At 70.8% G+C, this 23,678-nt stretch carries 21 protein-coding genes; 12 read left to right on the top strand and 9 right to left on the bottom strand.

The genetic code is table 11. The features are described 5' to 3' along the window. Window positions 1-174 precede the first annotated feature (174 nt). The 6 genes from ADX84_RS14930 (at window position 175) to ADX84_RS14905 (ending at window position 7,779) form a co-directional block, all read left to right on the top strand. On the top strand, window positions 175-2,145 hold the full coding sequence (locus tag ADX84_RS14930; protein WP_049574073.1) for a methylmalonyl-CoA mutase family protein: 1,971 nt from the start codon (window positions 175-177) through the stop codon (window positions 2,143-2,145). Continuing rightward, window positions 2,142-4,379, top strand: coding sequence for a methylmalonyl-CoA mutase (scpA, locus tag ADX84_RS14925; RefSeq protein ID WP_049574069.1), 2,238 nt, complete (start codon window positions 2,142-2,144; stop codon window positions 4,377-4,379). The genes ADX84_RS14930 and scpA overlap by 4 nt, the downstream gene beginning before the upstream one ends. A 69-nt stretch (window positions 4,380-4,448) precedes the next feature. Beyond that, on the top strand, window positions 4,449-5,513 hold the full coding sequence (meaB, locus tag ADX84_RS14920; RefSeq protein WP_049574064.1) for a methylmalonyl Co-A mutase-associated GTPase MeaB: 1,065 nt from the start codon (window positions 4,449-4,451) through the stop codon (window positions 5,511-5,513). Window positions 5,514-5,822: 309 nt separating this feature from the next. Then, the gene (locus ADX84_RS14915) at window positions 5,823-6,194 is read left to right on the top strand and encodes an STAS domain-containing protein (RefSeq protein ID WP_017544239.1); all 372 of its coding nucleotides are present in this window, start codon (window positions 5,823-5,825) and stop codon (window positions 6,192-6,194) included. 158 nt (window positions 6,195-6,352) lie between these two features. After that, on the top strand, window positions 6,353-7,075 hold the full coding sequence (locus ADX84_RS14910; protein WP_049574059.1) for a hypothetical protein: 723 nt from the start codon (window positions 6,353-6,355) through the stop codon (window positions 7,073-7,075). Window positions 7,076-7,101: 26 nt separating this feature from the next. Continuing rightward, window positions 7,102-7,779, top strand: coding sequence for a hypothetical protein (locus tag ADX84_RS14905; RefSeq protein ID WP_049574056.1), 678 nt, complete (start codon window positions 7,102-7,104; stop codon window positions 7,777-7,779). A gap of 78 nt (window positions 7,780-7,857) precedes the next feature. Here ADX84_RS14905 and xylA read toward each other — a convergent pair whose 3' ends face one another. Further along, the gene (gene xylA, locus ADX84_RS14900) at window positions 7,858-9,015 is read right to left on the bottom strand and encodes a xylose isomerase (protein WP_049574053.1); all 1,158 of its coding nucleotides are present in this window, start codon (window positions 9,013-9,015) and stop codon (window positions 7,858-7,860) included. 273 nt (window positions 9,016-9,288) lie between these two features. Continuing rightward, entirely contained in the window at window positions 9,289-10,521 is a 1,233-nt protein-coding gene (locus tag ADX84_RS14895; RefSeq protein ID WP_049574050.1) for an ROK family transcriptional regulator, read from the bottom strand. Between the two features lie 60 nt (window positions 10,522-10,581). Here ADX84_RS14895 and ADX84_RS14890 point away from each other — a divergent pair, with 60 nt between their 5' ends. From ADX84_RS14890 to thrS, 3 genes are all read left to right on the top strand, one after another. Continuing rightward, on the top strand, window positions 10,582-11,163 hold the full coding sequence (locus tag ADX84_RS14890; protein WP_049574045.1) for a GNAT family N-acetyltransferase: 582 nt from the start codon (window positions 10,582-10,584) through the stop codon (window positions 11,161-11,163). A gap of 39 nt (window positions 11,164-11,202) precedes the next feature. Further along, the gene (locus ADX84_RS14885) at window positions 11,203-11,673 is read left to right on the top strand and encodes an NUDIX domain-containing protein (RefSeq protein ID WP_049574041.1); all 471 of its coding nucleotides are present in this window, start codon (window positions 11,203-11,205) and stop codon (window positions 11,671-11,673) included. A 92-nt stretch (window positions 11,674-11,765) separates the two neighbouring features. After that, on the top strand, window positions 11,766-13,049 hold the full coding sequence (thrS, locus tag ADX84_RS14880; RefSeq protein WP_255352575.1) for a threonine--tRNA ligase: 1,284 nt from the start codon (window positions 11,766-11,768) through the stop codon (window positions 13,047-13,049). 80 nt (window positions 13,050-13,129) lie between these two features. Here the strand turns inward: thrS and ADX84_RS14875 are convergent, their stop codons facing one another. The 3 genes from ADX84_RS14875 to ADX84_RS14865 form a co-directional block, all read right to left on the bottom strand. Next, on the bottom strand, window positions 13,130-13,390 hold the full coding sequence (locus ADX84_RS14875; RefSeq protein ID WP_049574103.1) for a DUF6504 family protein: 261 nt from the start codon (window positions 13,388-13,390) through the stop codon (window positions 13,130-13,132). 229 nt (window positions 13,391-13,619) lie between these two features. After that, entirely contained in the window at window positions 13,620-14,549 is a 930-nt protein-coding gene (locus tag ADX84_RS14870; RefSeq protein ID WP_082206519.1) for a M48 family metallopeptidase, read from the bottom strand. A gap of 117 nt (window positions 14,550-14,666) precedes the next feature. Continuing rightward, window positions 14,667-15,350, bottom strand: coding sequence for a DivIVA domain-containing protein (locus ADX84_RS14865; RefSeq protein ID WP_049574033.1), 684 nt, complete (start codon window positions 15,348-15,350; stop codon window positions 14,667-14,669). Window positions 15,351-16,017: 667 nt separating this feature from the next. Here ADX84_RS14865 and ADX84_RS14860 point away from each other — a divergent pair. Beyond that, complete coding sequence (locus ADX84_RS14860; RefSeq protein ID WP_234003982.1) at window positions 16,018-17,235, top strand: LPXTG cell wall anchor domain-containing protein; 1,218 nt, start codon at window positions 16,018-16,020, stop codon at window positions 17,233-17,235. A 128-nt stretch (window positions 17,236-17,363) separates the two neighbouring features. On the opposite strand, the gene ADX84_RS14855 is transcribed toward ADX84_RS14860, so the two are convergent. Beyond that, window positions 17,364-18,251 (bottom strand): N-acetylmuramoyl-L-alanine amidase, encoded by an 888-nt coding sequence (locus tag ADX84_RS14855; RefSeq protein ID WP_049574026.1) that lies wholly within the window; start codon window positions 18,249-18,251, stop codon window positions 17,364-17,366. 460 nt (window positions 18,252-18,711) lie between these two features. On the opposite strand from ADX84_RS14855, the gene ADX84_RS14850 reads away from it, so the two are divergent. Beyond that, entirely contained in the window at window positions 18,712-19,905 is a 1,194-nt protein-coding gene (locus ADX84_RS14850; protein WP_369801085.1) for a hypothetical protein, read from the top strand. Between the two features lie 176 nt (window positions 19,906-20,081). Here ADX84_RS14850 and bldC read toward each other — a convergent pair whose 3' ends face one another. Continuing rightward, complete coding sequence (gene bldC, locus ADX84_RS14845; RefSeq protein WP_013155387.1) at window positions 20,082-20,285, bottom strand: developmental transcriptional regulator BldC; 204 nt, start codon at window positions 20,283-20,285, stop codon at window positions 20,082-20,084. 716 nt (window positions 20,286-21,001) lie between these two features. Then, window positions 21,002-21,835, bottom strand: coding sequence for a hypothetical protein (locus ADX84_RS14840; RefSeq protein ID WP_199776598.1), 834 nt, complete (start codon window positions 21,833-21,835; stop codon window positions 21,002-21,004). Window positions 21,836-22,088: 253 nt separating this feature from the next. Here ADX84_RS14840 and ADX84_RS14835 point away from each other — a divergent pair, with 253 nt between their 5' ends. Further along, entirely contained in the window at window positions 22,089-22,316 is a 228-nt protein-coding gene (locus ADX84_RS14835; protein WP_017544226.1) for a DUF3073 domain-containing protein, read from the top strand. A 169-nt stretch (window positions 22,317-22,485) separates the two neighbouring features. On the opposite strand, the gene purM is transcribed toward ADX84_RS14835, so the two are convergent. Beyond that, a complete protein-coding gene (gene purM, locus ADX84_RS14830) occupies window positions 22,486-23,550 on the bottom strand; it encodes a phosphoribosylformylglycinamidine cyclo-ligase (protein ID WP_049574016.1) in 1,065 nt (354 codons plus the stop codon). Window positions 23,551-23,678: the final 128 nt, after the last annotated feature.

Below are 23,678 nucleotides of genomic sequence, written 5' to 3'. Positions count from 1 at the left end.
GGCTTTTGGTTCTGGGGCGGGCCTGTATGTGACGTATGTCATATTCTGAGGCTGATGTGTCCTGTGTGATTGGCGTTGGTCAACCCGCAGGTCAGGACGGGGGAGGTCGAACCTGTGCCGAGCACCACACCCCGGCTCGCCGGAACCGAACGCGATTCTCTACCATCTCGAAGTATGGACGTCCCTGAGAGCGGGGCCGCCGGTACCGCGGCCCCCAACCTGGCCGAGGGCTTCCCGGCGGCCACACGTGAGCGGTGGCGCGAACTCGTCGCCGGAGTGCTGCGCAAGAGCGGCGTCGCGGAGGAACGGCTCGCCGACACCCCCGAGTCCGTCCTGGCCACGCACGGCTACGACGGGTTCGACATCCAACCCCTCTACACCGCCGACCCGCCCGCCGCGGACCCCGGCTATCCCGGGCTGGCACCCTTCACGCGCGGCTACCGCCCGGGCGGAGGCGTGGCCGGAGGGTGGGACATCCGCGCCCGGCACACCGACGCCGACCCCGCCGAGCTGCGGCGCCGCATGCACAACGACCTCATGAACGGCGTCAGTTCGCTGTGGGTGGCCGTGGGCGCCGACACCGGCCCCGAAGCCACCGAGCCGGAGCCGGGCGGGGTCCCCCTCTCCCGCCTGGGCGAGGCCCTCGCCGACGTCTACCTCGACCTCGCCCCCGTAGTGCTGTCCGCGCCCGGCCCCCACGCACTCGACGCGGCCACCGCCCTGCTCCGGGCGCACGCCGACGCCGAGATCCCCGACGGCCGGGTCGTCTCCCACCTCGGGCTGGACCCCCTGAGCGCGGCGGCCCTGGTCGGTGAGCGCCCCGACGTGACCGACACGGCCCGCTTCGCCGCGGAACACGCCGCCTCCCGCCCCGGGCTGGGCCTGTTCGTCGCCGACGGCACACTCGTCCACGACGCGGGCGGCTCCGAGGCACAGGAGATCGGCTCCGCCGTCGCCGCCGGGACCGCCTACCTGCGTGCCCTCGCCGACGCCGGGCTGGACCTGGCCGACGCCGCCCGCCGGATCGAGTTCCGGCTCGCCGCGAACGCCGACCAGTTCTCCGTCATCGCCAAGCTCCGTGCCGTCCGCGCCATGTGGAACCAGGTGCTGGAGGCCTCCGGGGTGCCCGCCGACCAGCGCGGCATGAGTCTGCACGTCACCACCTCGAACGCCATGCTCACGCGCCGCGACCCGCACGTGAACATGCTCCGCACCACCGTGGCCTGCTTCGCCGCCGGGGTTGGCGGCGCCGACGCGGTCACCGTCGCGCCCTTCGACTCCGCCGTGGGCCTGCCCGACGACTTCGCCCGCCGCATCGCGCGCAACACCCAGTCGCTCCTGATCGAGGAGTCCCACCTGGCCCGGGTCGTCGACCCGGCCGGGGGCTCCTTCTACGTGGAGGCCCTCACCCGGGACCTCTACGGCGCCGGATGGGGCTTCTTCCAGGAACTGGAGCGCGCCGGGGGTATCGGCGCGGCGATCGCGCACGGTGAACTCCGCGCGGCCGTGGACCAGGTGTGGGACCGCCGCCGCCACGACCTCGCCCGCCGGACGGCCCCGCTCACCGGGGTCAGCGAGTTCCCCGACCCGCACGAGAAACCCCTGGTCCGCGCCCCCGACCCGGCCCGCCGGGCACCGGTCCACGGGGGCTTCCCGGCCCGCCGCTACGCCCAGGACTACGAGAGCCTGCGCGACCGCTCCGACGCCCACACCGCCGCGACCGGCCACCGGCCCGCCGCGTTCCTGGTCACCCTCGGGCCCGTCGCCGCGCACACCGCGCGCGCCTCCTTCGCCACCAACCTCCTCGCCGCCGGGGGCATCGAGGCCAAGGACCCGGGGCCGATCGACGACCCGGCCTCGGCCGCGCGCGCCTTCGCCGACTCCGGCAGCCGGGTCGCCGTGATCTGCTCCTCGGACCGGCTCTACGGTGAACACGCCGAGGACGTCGCCCGCGCGCTCAAGGGGGTCGGGGCCCGCCGCGTCCTGCTCGCCGGGGCGCCCCGCGACTCCTACCGCGAGGCCGGGGTGGACGCCTTCGCCCACAGGGGCTGTGACGCCGTCGCCCTGCTCACCGACCTGGTGGACGTGCTCCTCACCGACCCGCCGACCGCCGCGAACGACTCCACCCAGGGGGCGAGGGCATGATTCCCGACTTCTCCACCGTCGACCCCCGTCTCCCCGCCTTCACCGGCGCCGACCAGGGCGCGGCCGACTGGCGGCGCGCCCTGGAGGAGACCACCGGCAAGGCCGCGGACGCCCTGGAGTGGGAGACCCCCGAGGGCATCGGGGTCAGACCGCTCTACACGCCCGCCGACCGCGAGGGCCTGGACTTCGTGGACGGTCTCCCGGGTGTGCCGCCGTACCTGCGCGGGCCCTACCCGACCATGTATGTGAACCAGCCGTGGACCATCCGCCAGTACGCGGGCTTCTCCACCGCCGAGGAGTCCAACGCCTTCTACCGCCGCAACCTCGCCGCCGGGCAGAAGGGCCTCTCGGTCGCCTTCGACCTGGCCACCCACCGCGGCTACGACTCCGACCACCCCCGGGTCGCCGGTGACGTCGGCATGGCGGGCGTGGCCATCGACTCCATCTACGACATGCGCCAGCTGTTCGACGGCATCCCGTTGGACCGGATGAGCGTGTCCATGACCATGAACGGCGCGGTGCTGCCCGTCCTGGCGCTGTACATCGTCGCCGCCGAGGAGCAGGGTGTGTCCCCCGAGAAGCTGTCGGGGACCATCCAGAACGACATCCTCAAGGAGTTCATGGTCCGCAACACCTACATCTATCCGCCGCAGCCGTCGATGCGGATCATCTCCGACATCTTCGCCTTCACCTCGCAGCGGATGCCGCGCTTCAACTCCATCTCCATCTCCGGCTACCACATGCAGGAGGCCGGGGCCACGGCCGACCTCGAGCTGGCGTACACCCTCGCCGACGGGGTGGAGTACATCCGGGCGGGTCAGAGGTCCGGGTTGGACGTGGACGCGTTCGCCCCCCGGCTGTCGTTCTTCTGGGCGATCGGGATGAACTTCTTCATGGAGGTCGCCAAGCTGCGCGCGGCCCGTCTGCTGTGGGCCCGCCTGGTCAAGGACCTGGGCGCGGCCAAGGCCAAGTCACTGAGCCTGCGCACCCACTCCCAGACCTCCGGCTGGTCCCTCACCGCGCAGGACGTGTTCAACAACGTCGCGCGCACCTGCGTGGAGGCCATGGCCGCCACCCAGGGCCACACCCAGTCGCTGCACACCAACGCCCTGGACGAGGCGCTCGCCCTGCCCACGGACTTCTCCGCGCGCATCGCCCGCAACACCCAGCTGCTGTTGCAGCAGGAGTCGGGCACCACCCGCGTGGTCGACCCCTGGGGTGGGAGCTACTACGTGGAGCGACTCACCCAGCAGCTCGCGGAGAAGGCGTGGGGGCACATCCAGGAGGTCGAGAAGGCCGGGGGCATGGCCGCCGCGATCGACGCCGGGCTGCCCAAGATGCGCATCGAGGAGGCGGCCGCCCGCACGCAGGCGCGCATCGACTCGGGGCGCCAACCGGTGATCGGGGTCAACAAGTACCGGCCCGACTCGGCGGACGAGATCGACGTCCTCAAGGTCGAGAACTCCAGGGTCCGCACCGAGCAGCTGGACAAGCTGCGGCGCCTGCGCGAGGAGCGCGACGACCAGGAGGTGCGCGCGGCTCTGGACGCCCTCACCGAGGCGGCGGGACGGGAGTCCAGGGCGGACGAGTCCCTCACGAACAACCTGCTCGCGGCCGCCGTCGACGCGGCCCGTGCGAAGGCGACGGTCGGGGAGATCTCCGACGCCATGGAGAAGGTCTTCAACCGTCACTCCGGCCAGATCCGTACGATTCAGGGTGTGTACAGGAACGAGGCGGCCGGTAGCTCCGACGCCGCCGGACTGATGGACCGGGTGATCGCCCGGGTCGACGAGTTCGCCGAGGCCGAGGGGCGCCGTCCACGCATCCTCGTGGCGAAGATGGGCCAGGACGGCCACGACCGGGGGCAGAAGGTGATCGCGACCGCCTTCGCCGACCTCGGTTTCGACGTGGACGTGGGCCCGCTGTTCCAGACCCCCGCCGAGGTCGCCGTCCAGGCGGTGGAGGCCGACGTCCACGTGGTCGGCGTCTCCTCACTGGCGGCCGGACACCTCACCCTGGTGCCCGCGTTGCGTGAGGAACTGGCCGCCCTCGACCGCGAGGACATCATGATCGTGGTGGGCGGGGTGATCCCGCCCGGCGACTTCGACGAGCTCCGCGCCGCCGGGGCGTCGGCGATCTTCCCGCCCGGAACGGTGATCGCGGAGGCCGCGATCGACCTCCTCGACCAGCTGGAGGATCGGCTGGACCCGGAGGGCGCGGGGCGCCGGGGGTAGCTGTTCAGCGCGGCGGGCCGCAGCGGCCCGGCCGGAGTGCGAGCGGTCGGGTTCCGGCCGGGAGGGGGAGTGGACGTGGCGGTGCGCGGGAGGCGTCCGGTGGACGTGGACGCCTTGGCGGAGGGGGTGCTGTCCGGGCACCGGCCCACCCTGGCCAGGGCGATCACCCTCGTGGAGTCGCGCCGCCCGGACCACGCGCGCGCCGCCCAGGAGCTGTTGGTGCGCCTGCTTCCGCACACGGGCAAGGCCCAGCGGGTGGGCATCACCGGGGTGCCCGGCGTGGGCAAGTCGACCTTCATCGACGCGCTCGGCACCCGGCTCACCTCGCGCGGACACCGGGTGGCCGTGCTCGCGGTCGACCCGTCCTCCACCCGCACCGGCGGCAGCATCCTGGGCGACAAGACCCGCATGGCCGACCTCGCGGTGGACCCCGACGCCTTCATCCGGCCCTCTCCCACGGCGGGCACCCTCGGCGGGGTGGCACGCGCGACCAGGGAGACCATGCTGCTCATGGAGGCGGCCGGGTTCGACGTCGTTCTGGTCGAGACAGTGGGGGTCGGCCAGTCCGAGGTCACCGTCGCCGCCATGGTGGACTGCTTCCTGTTCCTCACGCTGGCCCGCACCGGTGACCAGCTCCAGGGCATCAAGAAGGGCGTCCTGGAACTCGTGGACGTGGTCGCGGTCAACAAGGCCGACGGCCCGCACGCCGACGACGCCCGCAAGGCCGGCCGGGAGCTCTCCCGCGCCCTGCGCCTGCTCCAGCCGGTCCACCCCGAGTGGCGCCCGCCGGTGCTGACGTGCAGCGGACTGACCGGAGACGGGCTGGACGAGGTGTGGGAGACCGTGCTCGAACACCGGCGCGTGCTGGAGCGCGACGGCGCCCTCGCCGACCGTCGCAGTGCCCAGGGCGTGAGCTGGATGTGGGACCAGGTGCGGGACCAGCTCATGGACACGTTCCTGCGGGACGCGGATGTGGCCGACCTCATCCCCACGATGGAGTCGCGGGTGCGTTCGGGTGAGACCACCGCCACCCTGGCCGCGCGGTCCCTGCTGGACTCCTTCACTCAGGGTGACAACGACTCGAAGCGGCGAACGGGGCGTGACCGGCCCTCGAATGACGGTGACGACGCCTGACGGGTACGAAGCAAGACCGGGTTCCATGTCGTGATATGACCCAGGGTGAACGGGAGATATCACCCATGGGGGAGGGGGTTCTTGCCCATGAGGCGAAAATTTCTTCCCCGATGCCATTCCCGTGGGAGCGGTTCGCTTATACCGTGTGTGTCCAACGACTTACCAGGCCGCTCGGGCGCGCAAGTGTCTCCCCTCACCGGACCGGCTCTGTGGGAGTGGAGCCGGGTCCGGTAGTCGTTCCCGGTCGGGCTGCGTATGGTTAAGCGAGGGACCCCTCACCATCTGAACGTGGGGCCGGGAGGAGTGAACGTGCACAGGCTTGGACTGAGCACGCGGTTCGAGAGCCGCAGCGTCATCGTCGCGATCGAGGGAGAACTCGACATCGCGACCGCCGCCGACCTCCAGGAACACATCAAGACCGCGATCGAGGACCACGGTCCGTGGCTGATCCTGGATCTGTCCGCCCTGGACTTCATGGACTCCAGCGGGCTGAACGTCATCATCAACGCCTATCGGAACGTCCGTGAGCTGGACGGTTCCCTGTCTCTGGCGGCTTTGAACGAACGCGTCACCAAGGTCGTCCGACTGGTCGGCCTGCACCGGCAGGTTCCGGTCCACCAGACCGTCGCCACCGCCGTCGCGGCGATGGAGGCCCTGGAGGCCAAACGCCAGGCTGGTTAGTGGTCCACAGGGTTCCGTGGATCCCCTCCCGGGACCGTGACAGCCGCTGACGCCCCTCCTCTCCCGTGCCCTCCTCCGGCAGGCGCGGTGCCCTGCCCGGAGAGGATCGGGTGTCGCCCGGCCATGACCGCCCCGAAGCGGGGTGGTGAGGTCGCCCTGTGGACAACTCCGTGCGTCCCCGTTCTCTGGGGGACAATGGAGCCATCAACGACGCACATCCCTCCCCCAGGTCCCCCAGCCGCCTCCTCGATCCCCTGATCCGCTTCCAGGTCCGCGCCCTGAACGATCCGCGTCACGCCGTACGTGTGGCCGGGATCAGCATCGCGCTGCTCTTCCTCCTGACCGTCCTCCTGGGCTTCGTCTTCGCCCTCGATCTCTCCGCGGCCGCTCGCATCACCCTGGTCCTGTTCGGAGGGGTCGTGGGCCTCCCGCTCTTCGTGGTGGGGCTCACCGCTCTCCTGAGCCTGGCGCCGTCCAGGGTCGAACTCCCCGCTGGCACCCGTCCCGCCGACCTGCGCGCCGCGAGGAGGGTACTCCGCGCGGGAACGCTGACCGGCGTCCCCGCCGTCGACCGGATCGCCGCGGCTCTGGCCGCCCAGGTCCGGGGGCAGCGGATGTGGCCGACGACGCTGGGACTGTGCGTCCTGGCCGGGTTCAACCTGTTCCTGGCCCTCGACCGGTACGCCTCCCTCGGCTTCTGGGGCGCCGCGTCCACGTTCTTCCTCGCGGTGGGCTTCTTCGTGGTGGTCCTGGTGACCCTGGCCGTCCCCCAGGACCTCAGGTCCAAGCGGAGAGCCCGGGCCGTGGTCGAGGCCTTCGCCGCCACGGGGGCGCGCGGCGGTCAGTCATCGGGGCCCCACCAAGGGGTCTCGGATTGGTAACGAGAATTCGGGGTAGTGGGTTCGGCATGAACGAGCACACGACACACCCCCGGTCCGCTCGCCGACATCCCAGGGCCCTGTTCGGCCAGATGCAGGTCTACGCGCAGAACAACCCGCGTGCCTACGCCGTCAGGGTCATGTCGGCCGTCCTTCTCATGGCGCTGCTCCCGCCACTCGTTCTCTGCGTGATCCTGCTCGACGACTGGACGGCGTTCGTCCCGGTGCTCCTCGGTGCGGCAGCCCCCGTCGTGGTCATCGGCGCCCTGATGGTGTGGCTGATGCCCAAGTTCCTGCGCCGGACCCTCGGCACCTCGACCCTGCATCCGGACACTGACCCGGTGGACCTGCTGGAGGCGAAGCGTCAGCTGCGCCGTGGTGGTCTCCACGAGCGGGACGAGGTCAACCGGATCGCGCGGGTGGTCGCCGCTCAGGCGGAGGCGAAGATCAACTCCCCGAAGACCGTCAACGTGCTGAGCGCGGTCGGACTGGTGATGTTCGGTGCGCTGACGATCATGAACTACCTGCTCAGCGGCATGGATTTTGACTTCTTCTTCACCGCGACGTTCACCCTGCTGTTCGTGGCGTACCTGCTCTTCCTCGGACCCTGGACGAAGCGCTACCGCCAGCGGGCGCGGGACTTCGCGCGGCTCTACGATGAGCGCGCCGCCGTCCAGGAAGAGGCCCCGGGGACTGTCGGCGGCTGATCTGCGACTGCCCGGATAACGCTCCGAGACCCCGCGCCCCCGGGGCGGACGCCCCGGTCCGCCGGGGGCGCCCCCCAGTCAGCGCACGCCGAAGAGGTGGTCCAGGGCGAGCTGGTCCAGCCGCTCGAAGTGGTACCCGCGTGGCCCCACCGCCTCCAGGTCCAGCTCCTCCCCGAGCAGGTCCTTCACGCTCTCCCCGTGCGAGAGCGTGGGTTCGGACAGCTCGGCGACCCGGGACTCGGCCAGCGCGGCGGCCACCTCCGGGTCGGCGCGGAAGGCGGCGGCCCTCTCCTTGAGGATCAGGTAGTTGCGCATGCAGCCAGCCGCCGACTCCCACACCCCGGACACGTCCTCGGTGCGGGGCGGCTTGAAGTCGAAGTGCCTCGGACCCTCGTACCCGGACCGCTCCAGCAGGTCGACGAGGAAGAAGGCCTCCTTGACGTCGCCCGCGCCGAAGCGCAGGTCCTGGTCGTACTTGACTCCGCGCTGTCCGTTGAGGTCGATGTGGAAGAGCTTGTCCGCCCACAGCGCCTGGGCGACCCCGTGCGCGAAGTTCAGACCGGCCATCTGCTCGTGGCCGACCTCCGGGTTGACCCCCACCATCTCCGGGTGGGCCAGCCGTTCGATGAAGGCGAGGGCGTGGCCGACCGTGGGCAGCAGCACGTCGCCGCGCGGTTCGTTGGGCTTGGGTTCGATGGCGAAGCGCAGGTCGTACCCCTGTTCAAGCACGTACGAGCACAGGAGGTCGAAGGCCTCGCGCAGGCGGTCGAGGGCCGCGCGGTGGTCCTTGCCCGCCTCGGTCTCGGCACCGTCCTGGCCGCCCCAGCACACGAAGGTCCGCGCGCCGAGGGAGACCGCGAGGTCGATGTTGCGGATGACCTTGCGCAGTGCGTAGCGGCGCACGTCCCTGCTGTTGGAGGTGAACCCGCCGTCCCGGAAGACCGGATGGCTGAACAGGTTGGTGGTGACCATCGGCACCCGCAGCCCGGTCTCGTCGAGTGCACCCCGGAAGCGCCGGAGGATCTCCTCCCGTTCAGCGGAGGTGCTGCCAGGCGGGACGAGGTCGTCGTCGTGGAAGGTGATGCCGTAGGCGCCGAGGTCCGCGAGGCGGTGCACGGCGTCCACCGGGTCGAGGACCGGGCGGACCGGGTCGCCGAAGGTGTTGACGCCGCGCCAGCCCACGGTCCACAGGCCGAAGGTGAAGCGGTCCTCGGGTGTGGGGCGGAGGTCGGTCATGTGTGCTCCTGGGGGGTCGGTCCGTGGAGGGCATCGGACCCGGCCAGTTTGTCTAGAGTCACAACTAATTGTCAACGGGTCGTTTCGTCCAGCCCGGGTGTCGCGCACGCCTGGTCGAGGTCGGCCCGGATCGTCGGCGGTGGATCTCCGACCGTCCAACGGGCCAGGGAGCGTCGTGGTGGAGGTCGGGGTACAGCACGAGCCGGCCGGGCTCCAGCGAATCGACCAGGCCGGGAGCCCGCAGGGGAGGGCCCCGACGTCCCGCCGTTCCGCCTATGGCAGCGGCAGGTCACCCGAGTCCAGGCCGTGGATCATCACGGCGGCGCCACCCCGTGAGGCGGCGCTCATGCCGAGGTCGGAGGGCTCCACCCGGCACCCGCCCGCCTCGGGGGCGAAGGACCGGGCCCGGGCCTGCGCGCGGCAGGCGGGGAGCAGCCACGGGGCCATCGGCACGAAGTACCCGCCCACCATCACGGCCCCGGGGTTGACCACGTTGACCAGGGTCGCCACCCCGCGCCCCAACCAGGTTCCGGCCCGTTCCAGGGCGTCGACGGCGGTCGGGTCGGCCGCCGACGCGCGGGCCACCACGGTGTCCACCAGGTCCGCGACGTCCCCGCCGTTCAGGGGGCGGTTCGCGACCAGATCGGGCAGGGCGGCGCGCAGGATCGCCCCGATCCCGGCCAACGCCTCAAGGCAGCCCCGTCGCCCGCAGGAGCACTCCGGGCCGTCGGCGGTCAGCTCCAGATGGCCGATCTCCCCGGCGAAGCCGCCCGCTCCCCTCAGCAGCTCGCCCCCGGTCAGCACGCCCGCACCGATCCCCACCTCACCGGTCACGTACACGAGGTCGCCGAGACCGGCCAGGGAACCGAACCGGTACTCGGCCATGGCGCCGAGGTTGGCGTCGTTGTCGACCAGGACGGTGGCCTCCGCCAGAGTCGAACCCTCCAACCTGGTGCGCAGGAGGTCGCGGAGGGGGATGTTCCGCCAGTCCAGGTTGGGTGCCCGTGTCACCGTGCCCGAGGGGGCGTCGATCAGCCCGGGCACCGCGACGCTCACCCCGACCACCGTGCGGCCCTTCATCGCGGGTTCCTCGGTGACCTCGCGCAGGGCGGTCGCGATCCGGTCCGCGCAGGCGTGTGCCCCGGCGGAACGGGCGTCCAGCGGCACGTGCCCTCGCGCCAGTTCCCGGTGGACCAGGTCCACGGCCACCACCGAGAGGTAGTCGACGTTCACCTCCACGCCGACGGCGGCCACGGAGCGGTCGTCCAGGGCCAGCAGGACGCCGGGGCGGCCCACCCGACCCTGTGGGGTCTGCCCGGTCTCCCTGACCAGGCCGCGGTCCATGAGGTCGGTGACCAGGCTGGACACGGTGGTCTTGTTCAACCCGGTGGCCGTGGCGACGGCGGCGCGCGAACACGGGGAGAGCGCGCGGACGGTCCTCAGCACGGCCCGGAGGTTGTTCTCGCGAATGGTGTGCAGACCCGCCGTGCCCGTACCGGCCGCCACCCGTACCCCCCGTTCGAAAACCCGTTGCCCGCGTGTGGGGGCGCTGGTTGGATTCCCATCATGGTGCCTCCCGACGTCTTCCGCGACCAGCCCTCCCTCTGCGGTGACCGGGTCCGGCTCGAACCGCTCGGAGCCGTCAACGCGCACGAGCTCATCCCCGGCCTGGTGGACATGGACCCGCAGGTCCGCAGGCTCACTGGCACCCACCGGGAGTTCGACGCCGAGGAGCTGCTCCGAGTGTTCACGGCGCGTGAGCACCGACACGACCGGGCCGACTGGGTGATTCGCGCGCGGGCGGACGGCGCGGTCCTCGGGGAGTGCGCGCTCATCGAACTGGACCCGGACAACGCGGAAGCGCACTACCGGATCGCCCTCGGCTCCATGGCGGTCACCGGCCAGGGCTTCGGAACGGAGGCCACCGACCTGGTCCTGGAGTACGCCTTCGAGACCGCCGGTCTGCACCGTGTGGCCCTGGAGGTGTTCGCCTTCAACACCCACGCCGAGCGCTCCTACGCCAGGTCGGGTTTCGTCCGCGAAGGAGTGTGGCGCGAGCACCTGCGCTGGGACGGCGCCTGGCACGACGCGGTCCTGATGTCGGTCCTGGACCACGAGTACGCCGAACTCCGCCGTGGGCGTGGTTGATCAGCCGGACCCGCCCGGTTCGGCGTTAGTGTCGGTGCCATGCCCGTTCCGGACTTCGTCACCCAGTTGCGCGAGCACGTCGGCCACTCCCTCCTGCCCCTGGTGGGGGTGACCGGTGTGGTGCTCGACGACGACGGGCGCGTGCTCCTGCACCAGCGTTCCGACGACGGGCGCTGGGCCACCCCCGGCGGCATCCTCGAACCGGGGGAGCAGCCCGCGCAGGCGGTGGTCCGCGAGGTGTGGGAGGAGACCGGTGTGCGGGTCGAGGTGGACCGACTGGTCACCGTGATCGGTCAGGAACCGCACACCTACCCCAACGGCGACCGGGTGCAGTTCCTCGACCTCGCCTTCCGGTGCCGTCCGGTCGGCGGGCGGCCCCGGGTCGACGGTGACGAGAGCCTGGACGTGGACTGGTTCGCCGAGTCCGAGATGCCGCCCATGGCCGAACGCATCCTGGAACGTGTCCGCTGGGCCCGCAGCGACGACGGTGAACCGTACTACGAGCGCTGATACGGTGACCGACATGCAGCGCGCCGCAGTGACGACGACGCCGGAACCAGTCCCGGCGCGCTGAACCGAGTTTTCGACAGGCCCCGGGGCGAGTGCCCCGGGGCCTTCGTCTTGCGGTCACTCGTCCCCACACGAGGAGGAACGAGATGACTGTTCGACACGACCACCGCAGGCTCGGCCGTGAGCTGGAGCTCTTCGGCACCGATCCGCTGATCGGGTCCGGCCTGCCCTACTGGTTGCCGCACGGAGCCGCCGTGCGGCACGCCCTGGAGGAGTACGTCCGGGCCGCCGAACGGAGCGCGGGCTATCAGCACGTGTACTCGCCGGTCCTGGGCAAACGCGAGTTGTACGAGATCTCCGGTCACTGGTCGCACTATCGCGACGACATGTACCCGCCGATGGACCTGGGCGGCGGTGACGAACAGCTCGTGCTGAGGCCGAGCCTGTGCCCGCACCACGCGGTGATCTACCGTTCCCGCTCGCGCAGCCACCGCGAGCTCCCGTTGCGCATAGCCGAGATCGGCGGCATGTACCGGTCAGAGAGGTCCGGGGTCCTGGGCGGGCTGGGCCGGGTCCGCGCGATCCAGCTCAACGACGCCCACGTCTTCTGCGCTCTCGAACAGGTCGTGGACGAGGTGGTGGCGGCACTGGAACTGGTGCGGCGGGCGCACGCGGCCATGGGGATCGTGGCGTCCCGCCACCGGCTGTCCCTACCCGGTCCGAACGGCAGGTACGTGGACGCTCCGGACCTGTGGCGCCGGTCCACCGAACTCCTCGCTGAGGCCCTGGACCGATCGGGGATGGCTTACGAACGGGCCGAGGACGAGGCGGCCTTCTACGGCCCCAAGATCGACGTGCAGTTCACCGACGCCGCGGGGCGGGAGTTCACCCTCTCCACCGTCCAGGTGGACTTCCACCAGCCGGAAAGGTTCGATCTGGCCTACGTCGGCGCTGACGGGGCGCGGCACCGGCCGGTCATGGTGCACCGGAGCGTGATCGGCAGTGTGGAACGGGCGGTGGCCCATCTGATCGAGGTGCACGGCGGCGCGTTCCCAGCCTGGCTCGCACCGGTGCAGGTCGTGGCCGTGCCAGTCTCCGGAGAGCAGGTCGCCGACGCGGCCCGGCTGGTGGACCGGTGCGCGGAGTTGGGACTGCGCGCGGAGGTCGCCCCACCGGAACGCGGCAGTCTGGGCGCGCGGATCAGGGCGGCCCGGTTGGTGCCCTACCAGGTGGTGATTGGTGCGAGGGAGACCGTGGAGGACACCGTGGCCGTGCGGCTGCGGGACGGCCGTCGCCTGGACCCGATGCCCGCGCACGCGTTCGCGGAACGGGCTCGTGACCTGGTGGGGGCGCACGCAGTCGAACTCTGGGCCTGAGACGGGCAGGCCCGCCGGGTCTCGGCCCGGCGGGCCACCCGGGGACTCGGTCGGACCCGGGGTCGCGTCCGGTGGGCCGGTCAGCCCCACTGGCGCCGCATGGTCCAGCGGTCCGAGGCGGCGTCCCGGGAGATGTCGATGATGCTGGGGTGCCCGGTCTCGGACTCCGCGGAGACGCGGAGCAGGTGGATGTGGGTGGCCGGTACGCCCGGGGCCCCGGGCCGGGCGGGCCAGTCGCCGATGATCCGGCGCACGCGGAAGGTGTGGCCGCGCCACGTGAACTTGGCGGGGTGTCCACGGTCGGTGGAACGGACGTCGATCTGTTCGTTCAGGAGACTCACAAGGAACAGTGTATCGAACAGGTGTTCGAACACGTCAAGTCTCCGGGAGGTGGCACGGGTCGCTTTTCGTCGAGAACACCCTGGTCGGGGCGCTGTGGTGCGATCGTCGCGCGCCTGTGCCCCCAGCGGAGGGAGTTCCGCGGGCGGCGTGTCCTCGCGCCGCCCTCAGACCGCTCGCAGCGCGGCCGTTCGCGCCGATGGCACCTGTGAAGGCGGCCAGGGGCGCTGCCTAGAGGAACACCCGGCCGCGGCGGTCGCGGTCGCGCAGGGCGGCCATCCTGCGGGTGTTGCTGGGGCGCCGCGAGAGCAGGTGGTAGAGGATCAGCGAGCAGTCTCGGTCCGTGCGTGCCCGGGCGGCCATCTCGCCCAGGTTCACTCGCGTATACAGGGTGGGGCCACCGGCGAAGAGCCGCACCGAGTGGGACCCCTCGGGAACGTGCGCGTGCGCGTGGTTGTCGGCCGTGTACTCGCAGGCCCGGGACAGCGCCGAGCCCAGGCCGGGGACCAGGTCCGCGCCTAGGGTGGCCACCCGCCGCCAGTAGCCGGTGTGCCCGGCGGCGAGGTGACCCACCTGGTGGGCGACGAGGAAGGCGAGGGCCTCCCGGTCGCGCGGGAGGCCCCTGTCGTCGAGCAGGGCGTCCGGCAGCACCAGGTAGCGCCGGAGTCCGTGGGCGGCGGCGTCCGCGTGAGCAGAGACCGGGCCGGGGCGGACGTACGCCTCCGGGGGGCGGGCCAGCCCCATGTCCCGGGCCAGCGAGACCACCACCCGGTACGCCTCGGGGAACTGGGTGGGCGAGATCCGGACCGACTCCGCGCGCTCACGGGCGTACCGGAGACCACGTGCCGACCAGCACACGAACGGCAGCGTGGCCAGCGCCAGGGCCGTCCACAGCAGGGAACCCGAGGCTGACCACACCAGCCTCACCAGCATCACCGCCAGGGCCAGCGTCACCGTCATGCTGAGCGCGAGCAGCGGTCTCTCCCACGGGTGTGCCGAGGCCGGGACGACCTCCTCGTCGGTGTCGGCGTCGGTCGGGTACGGGTCGGCCGCGTGCCCACGCGGAGAGGGCGGCCGGGGCGCGGGCCACGGTCCGGGGATGGTGGTGCAGCTTGGAATCCCCTGGACCGTGCTCGTCGGGGAGGTACCCCAAGACGGCATGGAATGTCGCATACTGCTCCCCTCGGGCCGCCCTTGACAGGGAATGACTACTCCCTGTGCACAAATATTACTTTCCGCTTTCCTTTGTGTGGTGTGGCGGGGGCGGCGTGTCCGGGCTCAGGAGCGCTCGTGGCGGCGGAACTCCTCGGCGAGCTCGTCCAGGAACTGGTCCACCTGCGCCGGGTCGTACCCGGGGCGGGCCCGTGTGGTGGCGAACTGGACCCGCTCCACCTCGGCGGAGGTGAGCGTGGCCCGGTCCGGGCGCCCCTGGAGGAGGACCTCCAGGCTGTACTCGGCGCGGTCCAGGAAGTCGTCCACCTCCTGCTCGTTGTAGCCGGTGGTCAGCCGGGTGGTGGCGAAGCGCTTCTCCCTGATGTCCCGGGGAGCCATCCCCGGACCGTCGGACGGCAGGTCGGTCCGGTTCGGGTCCGCGTACCCCTGCCCTTGGCCGGGGTGGGGCTGTCCGGGGTCGGCCTGGCCTGCACCCGGAGGCAGGGGAGGCGGCGAGGCGGGCTGGCCCAGGCCGCGTCCGGCGAGGTCGGCGACGACGAGGTCGAGGAAGTCGTCCACCTCGTCCTCGCGGTAGCCGGGGCTCATCCGGGTGGTGCGGAACCGGGAGTTGCGGATTTCGTCCGCGGTGAGCAACGGGCCCGTGCGCGGACCGCCCTCCAGCGCCACCAGTGTCGCCTCGATCCGGTCGAGGAGCGCGTCGACGTCCTCCTCGTTGTAGCCCGGGCGCAGACGCACCGTGTGGAACTTCTTGTTGCGGATGTCCGCCGGTGTCAGAGGCATGGTCCCCATTGTGCAGTTCACGAGGTTCGTAGGTGCGGTATCACGCATCCGCGTGTGAGTCCGGGGCCGCCCGGTCGGACGCCGGTGTTCGGCGGGAGGTGGCCCGCAGGCGTCCTCTGCCGCGTGGGGACTCGAACAGAACGCGGGCGCGGAAGGGCCGGGGGAGACTCATGGCCTGCATTATGCCGAGTGGACGTGGCGTGCGCCACACGACCGGTGGTTCTGGCCGGGTGTGGACGTGACTCCGGCCGTGACCAGGCGTCCTCTCGGGCGCGGTCTTCCTTGTAAGACGCCCCATTCCGGTGAAGGTTTACCGGAACCAAAAAGAATGACTGGAATTGTCGATGGCGATTACTCAGTGCGTTCGAAGATCCATCGTGACCTTTTCGATATCAGTGATCATGTATTTGATCTTTGTGGTGACTGTATTGTCTCCATAGGGAATGGAAAGCAACTCGGCCGGTTCTTCCGGCTCTTGCCCTCTGCGGGCCGAAACCGTGCACGCTCTCTATTTCCGCAGGTCACGGGCTTCTGTGTGCCTTGGCCGTCCCCCATTCGACCCTGGTCCGTGATTCCGCGTTCCGAGACTTCCCGCCTTTGTGTTCCGGCGGTGGAAGCCCAGACCAGGCCTGGCCCCGACTCATGTGGGCCTGGATGATCCAAACGAGGATTGATCTTGAAGAACGCTTCTCGAATCTCCGCACGCCGCGTGCTCCAGGGCGGTGCCGCCTTCGCCGCGCTGGGCGCCCTCACCCTGGCTGCCGCCTCGCCCGCCCACGCCGACACCTACGGGTGGGGCTACGCCTCGGCCCTGGGCGCCTCCAGCCCCACGCAGACCTACATCACCAAGGACCAGACGGTCTCGGACTCCTTCAGCGGCGCCATCGGCAGCTGGCTGACCGTTGAGGGCACCACCACCGCCACCGTCAACTCCAGCGGAGCCACCGGTACCGCCGTCGTGGACACCGCCCGCATCGTCATCACCGAGGCCGACCTCCCCGGAATCCTCGACCCCGAGGACGACGCGGACGAGGACGAGGAGACCCCGGACGAGGACGACGAGGACACCGAGGCCGCCGAAGACGAGGGCGACGACGACGCCCCCGAAGGTGACGACACCACGGAGGCCGGTGACGGCGGGGGTGACACCGACGTCCCGGACGACGGCGGCACCGACCAGCCCACGGACCAGCCGACCGAGCAGCCCAACGAGCAGCCGTCCGACGAGCCCGCCGACCCCGCCGAGGACGGTGACGACGACGAGGACAACGAGAACACCACGGCCTCCGCCGACGTCATCGAGCTCGACGAGGAAAACTCCGAGCTGGTCGACAACGGCGGCGAGATCCTGCTCGAGGCCACCATCAACGGTGCGAGCGTCTCCACCAGCCAGGGCTGGGACGGTTCGGTCAACCACGGCTTCGACGCCGGGGTCCTCGGCGAGTCCACGCTCCAGGCCCAGGTCGAGGACGAGACCGTCGAGCTCCAGGTGTCGCTTGAGCCCGTCAGCGGTGTCTTCGAGACCGAGGACGCCGGGTTCGTCTGGAACGACGCCGTCACCGACATGTACATCACCTTCAGCGTCGGCGACGAGATCGTCTCCGGCTTCCTGATCGCCGAGAGCGCCGCGGGCATCACCACCGGCTCGGTCGACGATGGTGGCGAGGACGGTGGCGACGACGACGCCAAGAACCCGCCGGTCAAGGAGCGCGACACCGACACCGTCCCGAAGACGGAGGCCAAGGACGCCCAGCCCCTGGCCAAGACCGGTTCGCCGATCGCCGGTCTGATCGCTGCCGGTGCCGCGATCGCCGCCGGTGGTGGCGCCGCCGCCTACCTGGCGCGTCGCAAGAAGAAGAGCGGTGAAGAGGCCCCCGAGACCAACGAGGGCTAGCCGGTCCGGTTCCGACACCGTCCGGGCCGTGTGAGATGAGCGGCGCGGACGGTTCGGTCCGACCGACGCCGGGGCGGGCCCCGGGGAGGGATCCCCGGGGCCCGCCCTGTTTGCGTCCGGGTCCGCTCCTACCGGCGCAGGAGGTAGGTGGCCAGCCCGCGGGCGATGGAGTCGGCGGCGCGCTCACGCCACTCGGCGTCCTCCAGGAGTTCGGCGTCGTCGGTGTTGCGCATGTTCCCGGCCTCCAGGAACACCTTCGGAACCGTGGACATGTTCAGTCCGCCCAGGTCCGTGCGCTCGTCCAGGCCCTCCTCCGCGAGGTAGTCGGCGTAGGGGATCTCGCTGCCCTCGAGGTACTCACGGCGGATGTCCTCGGCGAGGAGAGCGGACGGCTCGACGATCTCCTCGGTGAACCCGCTCACCTCACCGGGGGTGATGACGTGGAAGCCCCGTCCCGAACCGGGTCCGCCGTCCGCGTGGATGGACAGGGCGACGTCGGCCCCGTTCTCGTTGGCGATCTCGGCCCGCTCGTTGACGCACGGTCCCACGCCCTCGTTGTCCTCGCGGGTGAGGATCACCGTGGCGCCGTCCGCCTCCAGCCGTTCCTGGACGAGCAGTGACAGGTCCCAGTTGAACTCGTGTTCCGCGTAGCCGTTGACGCTCTCGGCGCCGACGGTGTCGCAGGCCTTCTCGCCGGGTCCGGCGGGCACCAGCGCGTTGATCTCACTCGGGGCGTCGGCGTTGCCCCCGTTGTGACCCGGGTCGATGACCACGATCCGGTCACCGAGCGGGCCGCCGCCGGGCGGGACCGCCTCGTCGTCAGCGGGTGAACCGTCATCTCCTGGGGCACCGGACCCGTCCTCCGGACCGGGCAGCGGAGGCGCCGCGGTCGGGTCGGTACCGGGTACGCCGCCCGCAGGGGACGAGCAGCCCGCGGTCCAGACGACGGCGAGCGAGAGCAGGGCCAGAGCGCGGGTGGCGCGGCTCCGGCGCCCTGTTGGTACGCAGACGAGCATGCCCCAAACGTAGCGGCAGTCCGTGACCCCGTCGTACCCCAACAAAGCAGGACGTACGGGGTCCCTTTGAGTTCCCGCGTCCGGACGAGCGCCGGAGTTGGCACGGTCCCCACGCCCCCCACCTGTCACGTCCTCCTGGTGCGCCATCCCTTTCGGTTCCGCGTTCCGCCAGCTCAGAACGGTGCGCCACCGACCCCTCGGAGCCCGCGAACCACCGCCCCCGCGTCGACAGAACGGTTTCCGTTTTGTGATCAAGCGACTAGGCTCGCCGTGTGGACCGCCCCGCACACGGCACTCCACACCGAACCCGTACCTCGACCGGGAAAGGGGCGCGAGGCCCCACCCCGGAACACCGCTCCCGGCCGCCAGGCCGGTCGGAACACCCCGCTCCGCCGCGACAGCGCCGGGGCGGGACCGGTCCCAGGGCCGGTCATCCCCCAGCAACAACAGGAGTGTTGTGGTGACTCCCGCCAGAATGTCCGCTCGCCGCCTCCTGGCGGGTGGCACCCTCTTCGCCGCCCTGGGCGCGCTCGGGGTCGTGTCCGCGCTCCCCGCCTCGGCCGACCAGCTGGTCTGGGCCAACGCACAGGCCTGGGTCGGCGACGGTGACATCGTCTCGGGGTACTCCACCGCGATCAGCTTCGGCGGTGAGACCGAGGACGAGGCCGGGGCCGACCCCGTCGTGGGAGCACTGGCCGAGTTCACGCGGGTCAAGGGGGAGAGCCGCACCTTGGTCAACGACAGGGGCGCCCTGGCCCAGTCGGTGGTGGAGAGCGCGACGGTCCGGATCGGAGTCGACGACCTGATCGGCCTCGGCATGATCGACCCGGTCGACGGCCCGGACGCCGGGGCCGAGGAGACCCCCTCGGAGGAACCGGAGACGGAGACCGAGCCGCCGGCTGAGGAAGCTGACGGGGAAGGTGCGGCCGAGGAGGGCGAGCCCGGCGCCCCGGAACCCCGGTGGTCGGACCGGCCCACTCCGGACACACCCTTCCAGGACCCCTCGGAGGAGCCCGGCGCCACGCCCACCGAGGAGGACGTGGTGGCCTTGGGCGAAGGGGATTCCGAGACCGTCTCCTCCGACGCCAACGCGGTCGAGTTCACGCTCAGGGACGTGCGGACCAGCGCTGCGGCGGCCTACGACGGTGCGACGGAGACGTCCTTCGAGTACGGGGAACTGACCGCCTTCGGTGAACCGGTGGTGGACTTCGACGGCGATCACCTGGTGGAGGAGACCCTGGAGATCCTCGACGAGAAGGGCGGGACGCTGGCCGAGGTGCCCGTCAGCGTGCGCTTCGTGACCAGCTCCGACGCCTTCGACGACGAGGACGGGGACTGGGAGGGCGAGGGCGTGCGCTCCTCGCTCTCGGTGTTGGTCCAGGTGGGCGACCCCGAACAGGCGCGGGCGTTCGCGGTGGACTTCGCGGACGCCTGGGCGATCGGCTCCACCCACATCGCGCCGGACGCGCCCGGTGAGGGGGAACGCGGCGAGGGGGAACGGGAGACGACGGCGGCGAGCCAGCGGCTGGCCACCACCGGGAGTTCCCTCGCGGCGCTGGTCACCGCCGCGGTGGTGGCGGTCGGCGGCGGGGCCGCGGCGACCTTCCTCGCGCGCAAGCGGACCACCGCTATGGACGACCAGATCGAGGACTGACAGTGACCGGGATTCCCCGGCGGTGGCCGTGGGTGACCGGGTCCGCCGAGTCGTGTGGGGCGCGTGGTGGGTGAGGGAGGGCGGGCCACCCCGTCTGGGTGGCCCGCCCTGAGAAATCTGTCAGCAGCCGGAGCGCGTCCAGCCGTTCCCCCCGGAATCGGCACAGACCGGGGAGATCACTCCGTGCGCTGGCTGGGGATTCCGGCCAGCAGGGCGCGGACCTCGGTCTCGCGGTAGCGGCGGTGGCCACCCAAGGTGCGGATAGAGGTCAGCTTGCCCGCCTTGGCCCAGCGTGTCACGGTCTTGGGGTCAACGCGGAACATGGTGGCAACCTCGGCGGGGGTCAACAGGGGCTCCGCCTCGGGCGTGCGAGTCGACATGTGTACGGCCTCTCCTCCTGGATCTGTGTGCCGATCCTTGAGCCTGATTCCTGGCACTTGGCCCGGATGTCCAATAGTCCCACTTGAGTCCTATTGATATCACCCGAGGTGTTTGCGCGACCACTCCAAGCAACTTTGCACGTGGGAGGCCGTTGAAAGCCGCCCGTGGCCGCGTCACGCTAAGTGATTCTAGCGACACGTTTAGTGGCATGTGGCGTATTCGGTCAAAACTTCGTTCTCGGGCCTCGTTTTTCTCGATCCGGAGAATCCGAAGTGCTAGGGCGGGGCTGACCGAAACCCGGGGTCCGGGCCTGGGGGAGGAGGGTGTGGGCCCCTGGTCGGTCGCGGTTCGGGACGGGATGGTGCGGGGTGGCGTGCGTGGCGCCGGTCCGCTGTGCCCGAGGGGTCGGGCCACGCGGATCCCTGGCGTGGCAAGGCTTTCCTGGTTACTCTGAGTGCTCTCCGTGGTCGACTCGCTACAGTCTACGCCGATCCCTATCGGGCGTTATGCCCAGTTTCACGGCGCTTGGTGGAGTGTTCTCGTCAGGCGGTCCCGCCCGCCGTCGTCACGTGCGAAAAGACGGATTCGTGCGACCGAGAAACCTGGTGTACCAGGTTGGGACACGGCGTGGCGCCTCCCCTCAAGGCCCGGTCCCCGGTAGGGATGGCGACAGGGTGTGTGAAGTGTCCATGAAAGTTCGACGGAGTCATGACCGTCAGTTGGCGTGCTCCAGGGCGCGCACCGACCTCCAGCGCCGGGTGAGTCGTCCGCGCAGTTCCTTCACCCGCGACCCCTCGCCCTTGGCGAGCGCCTCCACGGCCTGGGACACCTCGGCCACGGAGTGGTCCTCGCTGAGGTGCTCGTCGCTCAGCAGGTGCGGGAGCCCCCCGTAGTCCAGTTCGAGCAGGGAATCGGGGTGGGCGGTCGTGGCCAGCCACTCCGTGAGCTGCTCGGCCGAGGTGGACACCGCGTGTTCTCCGACACGCTCACGCAGGACGGCGGCGGTGTGGTCCAGTCGACGCCTGGCCTGCGCCGTGCTGGTCAGGTAGAGCAGGGCCCTGGTGGGCCCTGCGGAGAGGACCAGGCAGCGTTCCTGCGGTTCGAAGGCGACGAACCACGGGATCGGGATCGTCCAGTTGCTCGACAGGATTCCCGGTTGCGCCGGAGCCCCGGAGTCGCGCCACTGCCGGTACCCCGTCTCGGCGCGGTCGGCCTCCCGCGCGGGGACGAACGCCTCGACCAGCGGACGCGGCATGGACTCCGCGAACTCGCCGAACGCGCGCCATGAGCGCAGGCGGGTCTGCCAGGGGCAGACGTACAACCGCTCGCTCACCCGTCGCAGGTAGGCGTTCCCGCTCTCCTCTGCGGGGGCGACCACCGGCGGGGTCGTGATGGCTCTGCCCAGACTCTCCGCGTGCTCCGCGGCCAGCGCGTTCACGCGTTTGGGCCGATCCGCGGACTCCGCGTACCCCTCCCAGTACCTTCGGTCACGAGGGGAGAAGGCCGTGATCGGCTGGTAGACGCGCAGATAGGCGGTGTAGGGCAGCACGATCGCATCGTGGCACAGATCGTTCCGTCTGGCACTCACCGTGAGAACGGCCAGGCTGGAAGGGGTTCCGTGCGCACACCACATCCGTCACACCCGGGTGGCGTAGGCACGGTGGGGTCCGACCAGGTACGGTTGTATGTGTACGTAAGCTGGCGCCAGACGTCAGTCGCGTTTGACGGCCGTCAGCCTGGTAGTGCGGGTTAGTAAGTGATCTGGGGTTCGTCGGAACCCAATCGTTGAGGGGGTCGAGCCAATGGGGCGCGGCCGAGCCAAGGCCAAGCAGCAGAAGGTCGCCCGGAAGCTCAAGTACAGCTCCGGTGGGACCGACCTTGAGCGGCTGCGGTCGGAGCTGGGTGTCGCTGAGGACGAGGGGTCTCCCTCCGGGCCGTCGGGTCCGGACGATTCCTACACGGAACCTCAGGACGACCTGGTCGACCGCTACGCGGATCTTGCCGACAAGTACTCGGACTCCGACAAGTAGACGTCGGAACCGTCGAGTCTTTCGGGTCGCTCGGACAACAACCGCTGACCTGTAGCGGTCACGGCTCTCCGTCGGGGGGTCGTCGCGGACAGGTGGATATAGCCGGTGCGAACCACTGCGGTGGTTCGCACCGGCTATGTTCGCGTCCTTCGGGCGCGAACCGACCCGCCTAGCCGTTCCGGTACTCGCCGCTCAGCACGGCCCGTCCGGAACCGCCCTTCACCACGCCCAGGCGCCAGGCCTCCACGCCGCGCCCGGCCAGCACGCTCAGCGCACGATCGGCGTCGTCCTCGGCGACGACCGCCACCATGCCCACGCCCATGTTGAACGTGGCCTCCATGTCCTCGCGGCTGACCGAGCCCTTCTCCGCCAGGTAGCCGAAGACCGGCGACGGCGCCCACGTGGAGCGGTCCAGCTCGGCGTCCAGGCCCTCCGGCAGCGACCGGGACAGGTTCGCGGCCAGACCACCACCGGTGATGTGCGAGTACGCGTGCACCTCGACCTCGGAGGTCAGCGCCACGCAGTCCTTCGCGTAGACGCGGGTCGGGGTGAGCAGCACCTCGCCCAGGACACCGCCCAGTTCGGGTGCCTCGGAGTACAGGTCGAGGTCGGCCTGGTCCACGATGTGGCGGATGAGCGAGTAGCCGTTGGAGTGCGGACCCGAGGAGGCCATCGCGATCACGACGTCGCCCTCGCGCACCCGGTCCGGGCCCAGGATGGCGTCACCCTCGACCACACCCGTACCGGCGCCGGCCAGGTCGTACTCCTCCGGGTCCATCGCGCCCGGGTGCTCGGCGGTCTCGCCGCCGATGAGCGCGCACCCCGCCTGGTGGCAGCCCTCGGCGATGCCGCCGACGATCTCGGCCACCCGCTCGGGCACCACGGCGCCGGTCGCGATGTAGTCGGTCATGAAGAGGGGCTCGGCGCCGCTGACGACCAGGTCGTCGACGACCATCCCCACCAGGTCGATACCGATGGTGTCGTGCTTGTCCATCTGCTGGGCGAGCATGACCTTGGTGCCGACGCCGTCAGTGGAGGTGGCCAGGACCGGGTCCCTGTACTTGGCCGTGTCCAGACGGAACAGGCCGGCGAAACCACTGGCGTCGGTGACCTGCTCGGGCCTGCGGGTGCGCGCGACGTGACGCTTCATCAGGTCGACGGCGCGCTCACCGGCGGCGATGTCGACGCCCGCGGCCGCGTACGCGCCCGTCGCCCCTGTGCTGTCGGCTGCCACGCGAGTTCTCCTCGTGTTCGGTGTGTGCGGTGTTCGCTGCTGTGCGAGCCTCCGGGCCCCGTCCCGGGGCACGCCGGAGGATCCGGAAGGGTGCTCCCGCCGGACGCGGCGAGCCGTGGCCCGCCGCG

Source organism: Nocardiopsis sp. SBT366, assembly GCF_001083815.1.
GTDB classification, from domain to species: domain Bacteria; phylum Actinomycetota; class Actinomycetes; order Streptosporangiales; family Streptosporangiaceae; genus Nocardiopsis; species Nocardiopsis prasina.
This window is presented reverse-complemented; position numbering and strand designations above follow the sequence as displayed.

What these genes read in the sequence shown, in the direction of transcription:
- ADX84_RS14930 (WP_049574073.1), top strand. Translation starts at nt 175, where the DNA reads ATGGACGTCCCTGAGAGCGGGGCCGCCGGTACCGCGGCCCCCAACCTG.
- xylA (WP_049574053.1), bottom strand. Translation starts at nt 9,015, where the DNA reads ATGACCGACCTCCGCCCCACACCCGAGGACCGCTTCACCTTCGGCCTG.
- ADX84_RS14870 (WP_082206519.1), bottom strand. Translation starts at nt 14,549, where the DNA reads ATGCCGTCTTGGGGTACCTCCCCGACGAGCACGGTCCAGGGGATTCCA.
- ADX84_RS14835 (WP_017544226.1), top strand. Translation starts at nt 22,089, where the DNA reads ATGGGGCGCGGCCGAGCCAAGGCCAAGCAGCAGAAGGTCGCCCGGAAG.
- ADX84_RS14865 (WP_049574033.1), bottom strand. Translation starts at nt 15,350, where the DNA reads ATGGGGACCATGCCTCTGACACCGGCGGACATCCGCAACAAGAAGTTC.
- ADX84_RS14905 (WP_049574056.1), top strand. Translation starts at nt 7,102, where the DNA reads ATGAACGAGCACACGACACACCCCCGGTCCGCTCGCCGACATCCCAGG.
- ADX84_RS14855 (WP_049574026.1), bottom strand. Translation starts at nt 18,251, where the DNA reads ATGCTCGTCTGCGTACCAACAGGGCGCCGGAGCCGCGCCACCCGCGCT.
- ADX84_RS14885 (WP_049574041.1), top strand. Translation starts at nt 11,203, where the DNA reads ATGCCCGTTCCGGACTTCGTCACCCAGTTGCGCGAGCACGTCGGCCAC.
- ADX84_RS14890 (WP_049574045.1), top strand. Translation starts at nt 10,582, where the DNA reads ATGGTGCCTCCCGACGTCTTCCGCGACCAGCCCTCCCTCTGCGGTGAC.
- scpA (WP_049574069.1), top strand. Translation starts at nt 2,142, where the DNA reads ATGATTCCCGACTTCTCCACCGTCGACCCCCGTCTCCCCGCCTTCACC.
- bldC (WP_013155387.1), bottom strand. Translation starts at nt 20,285, where the DNA reads ATGTCGACTCGCACGCCCGAGGCGGAGCCCCTGTTGACCCCCGCCGAG.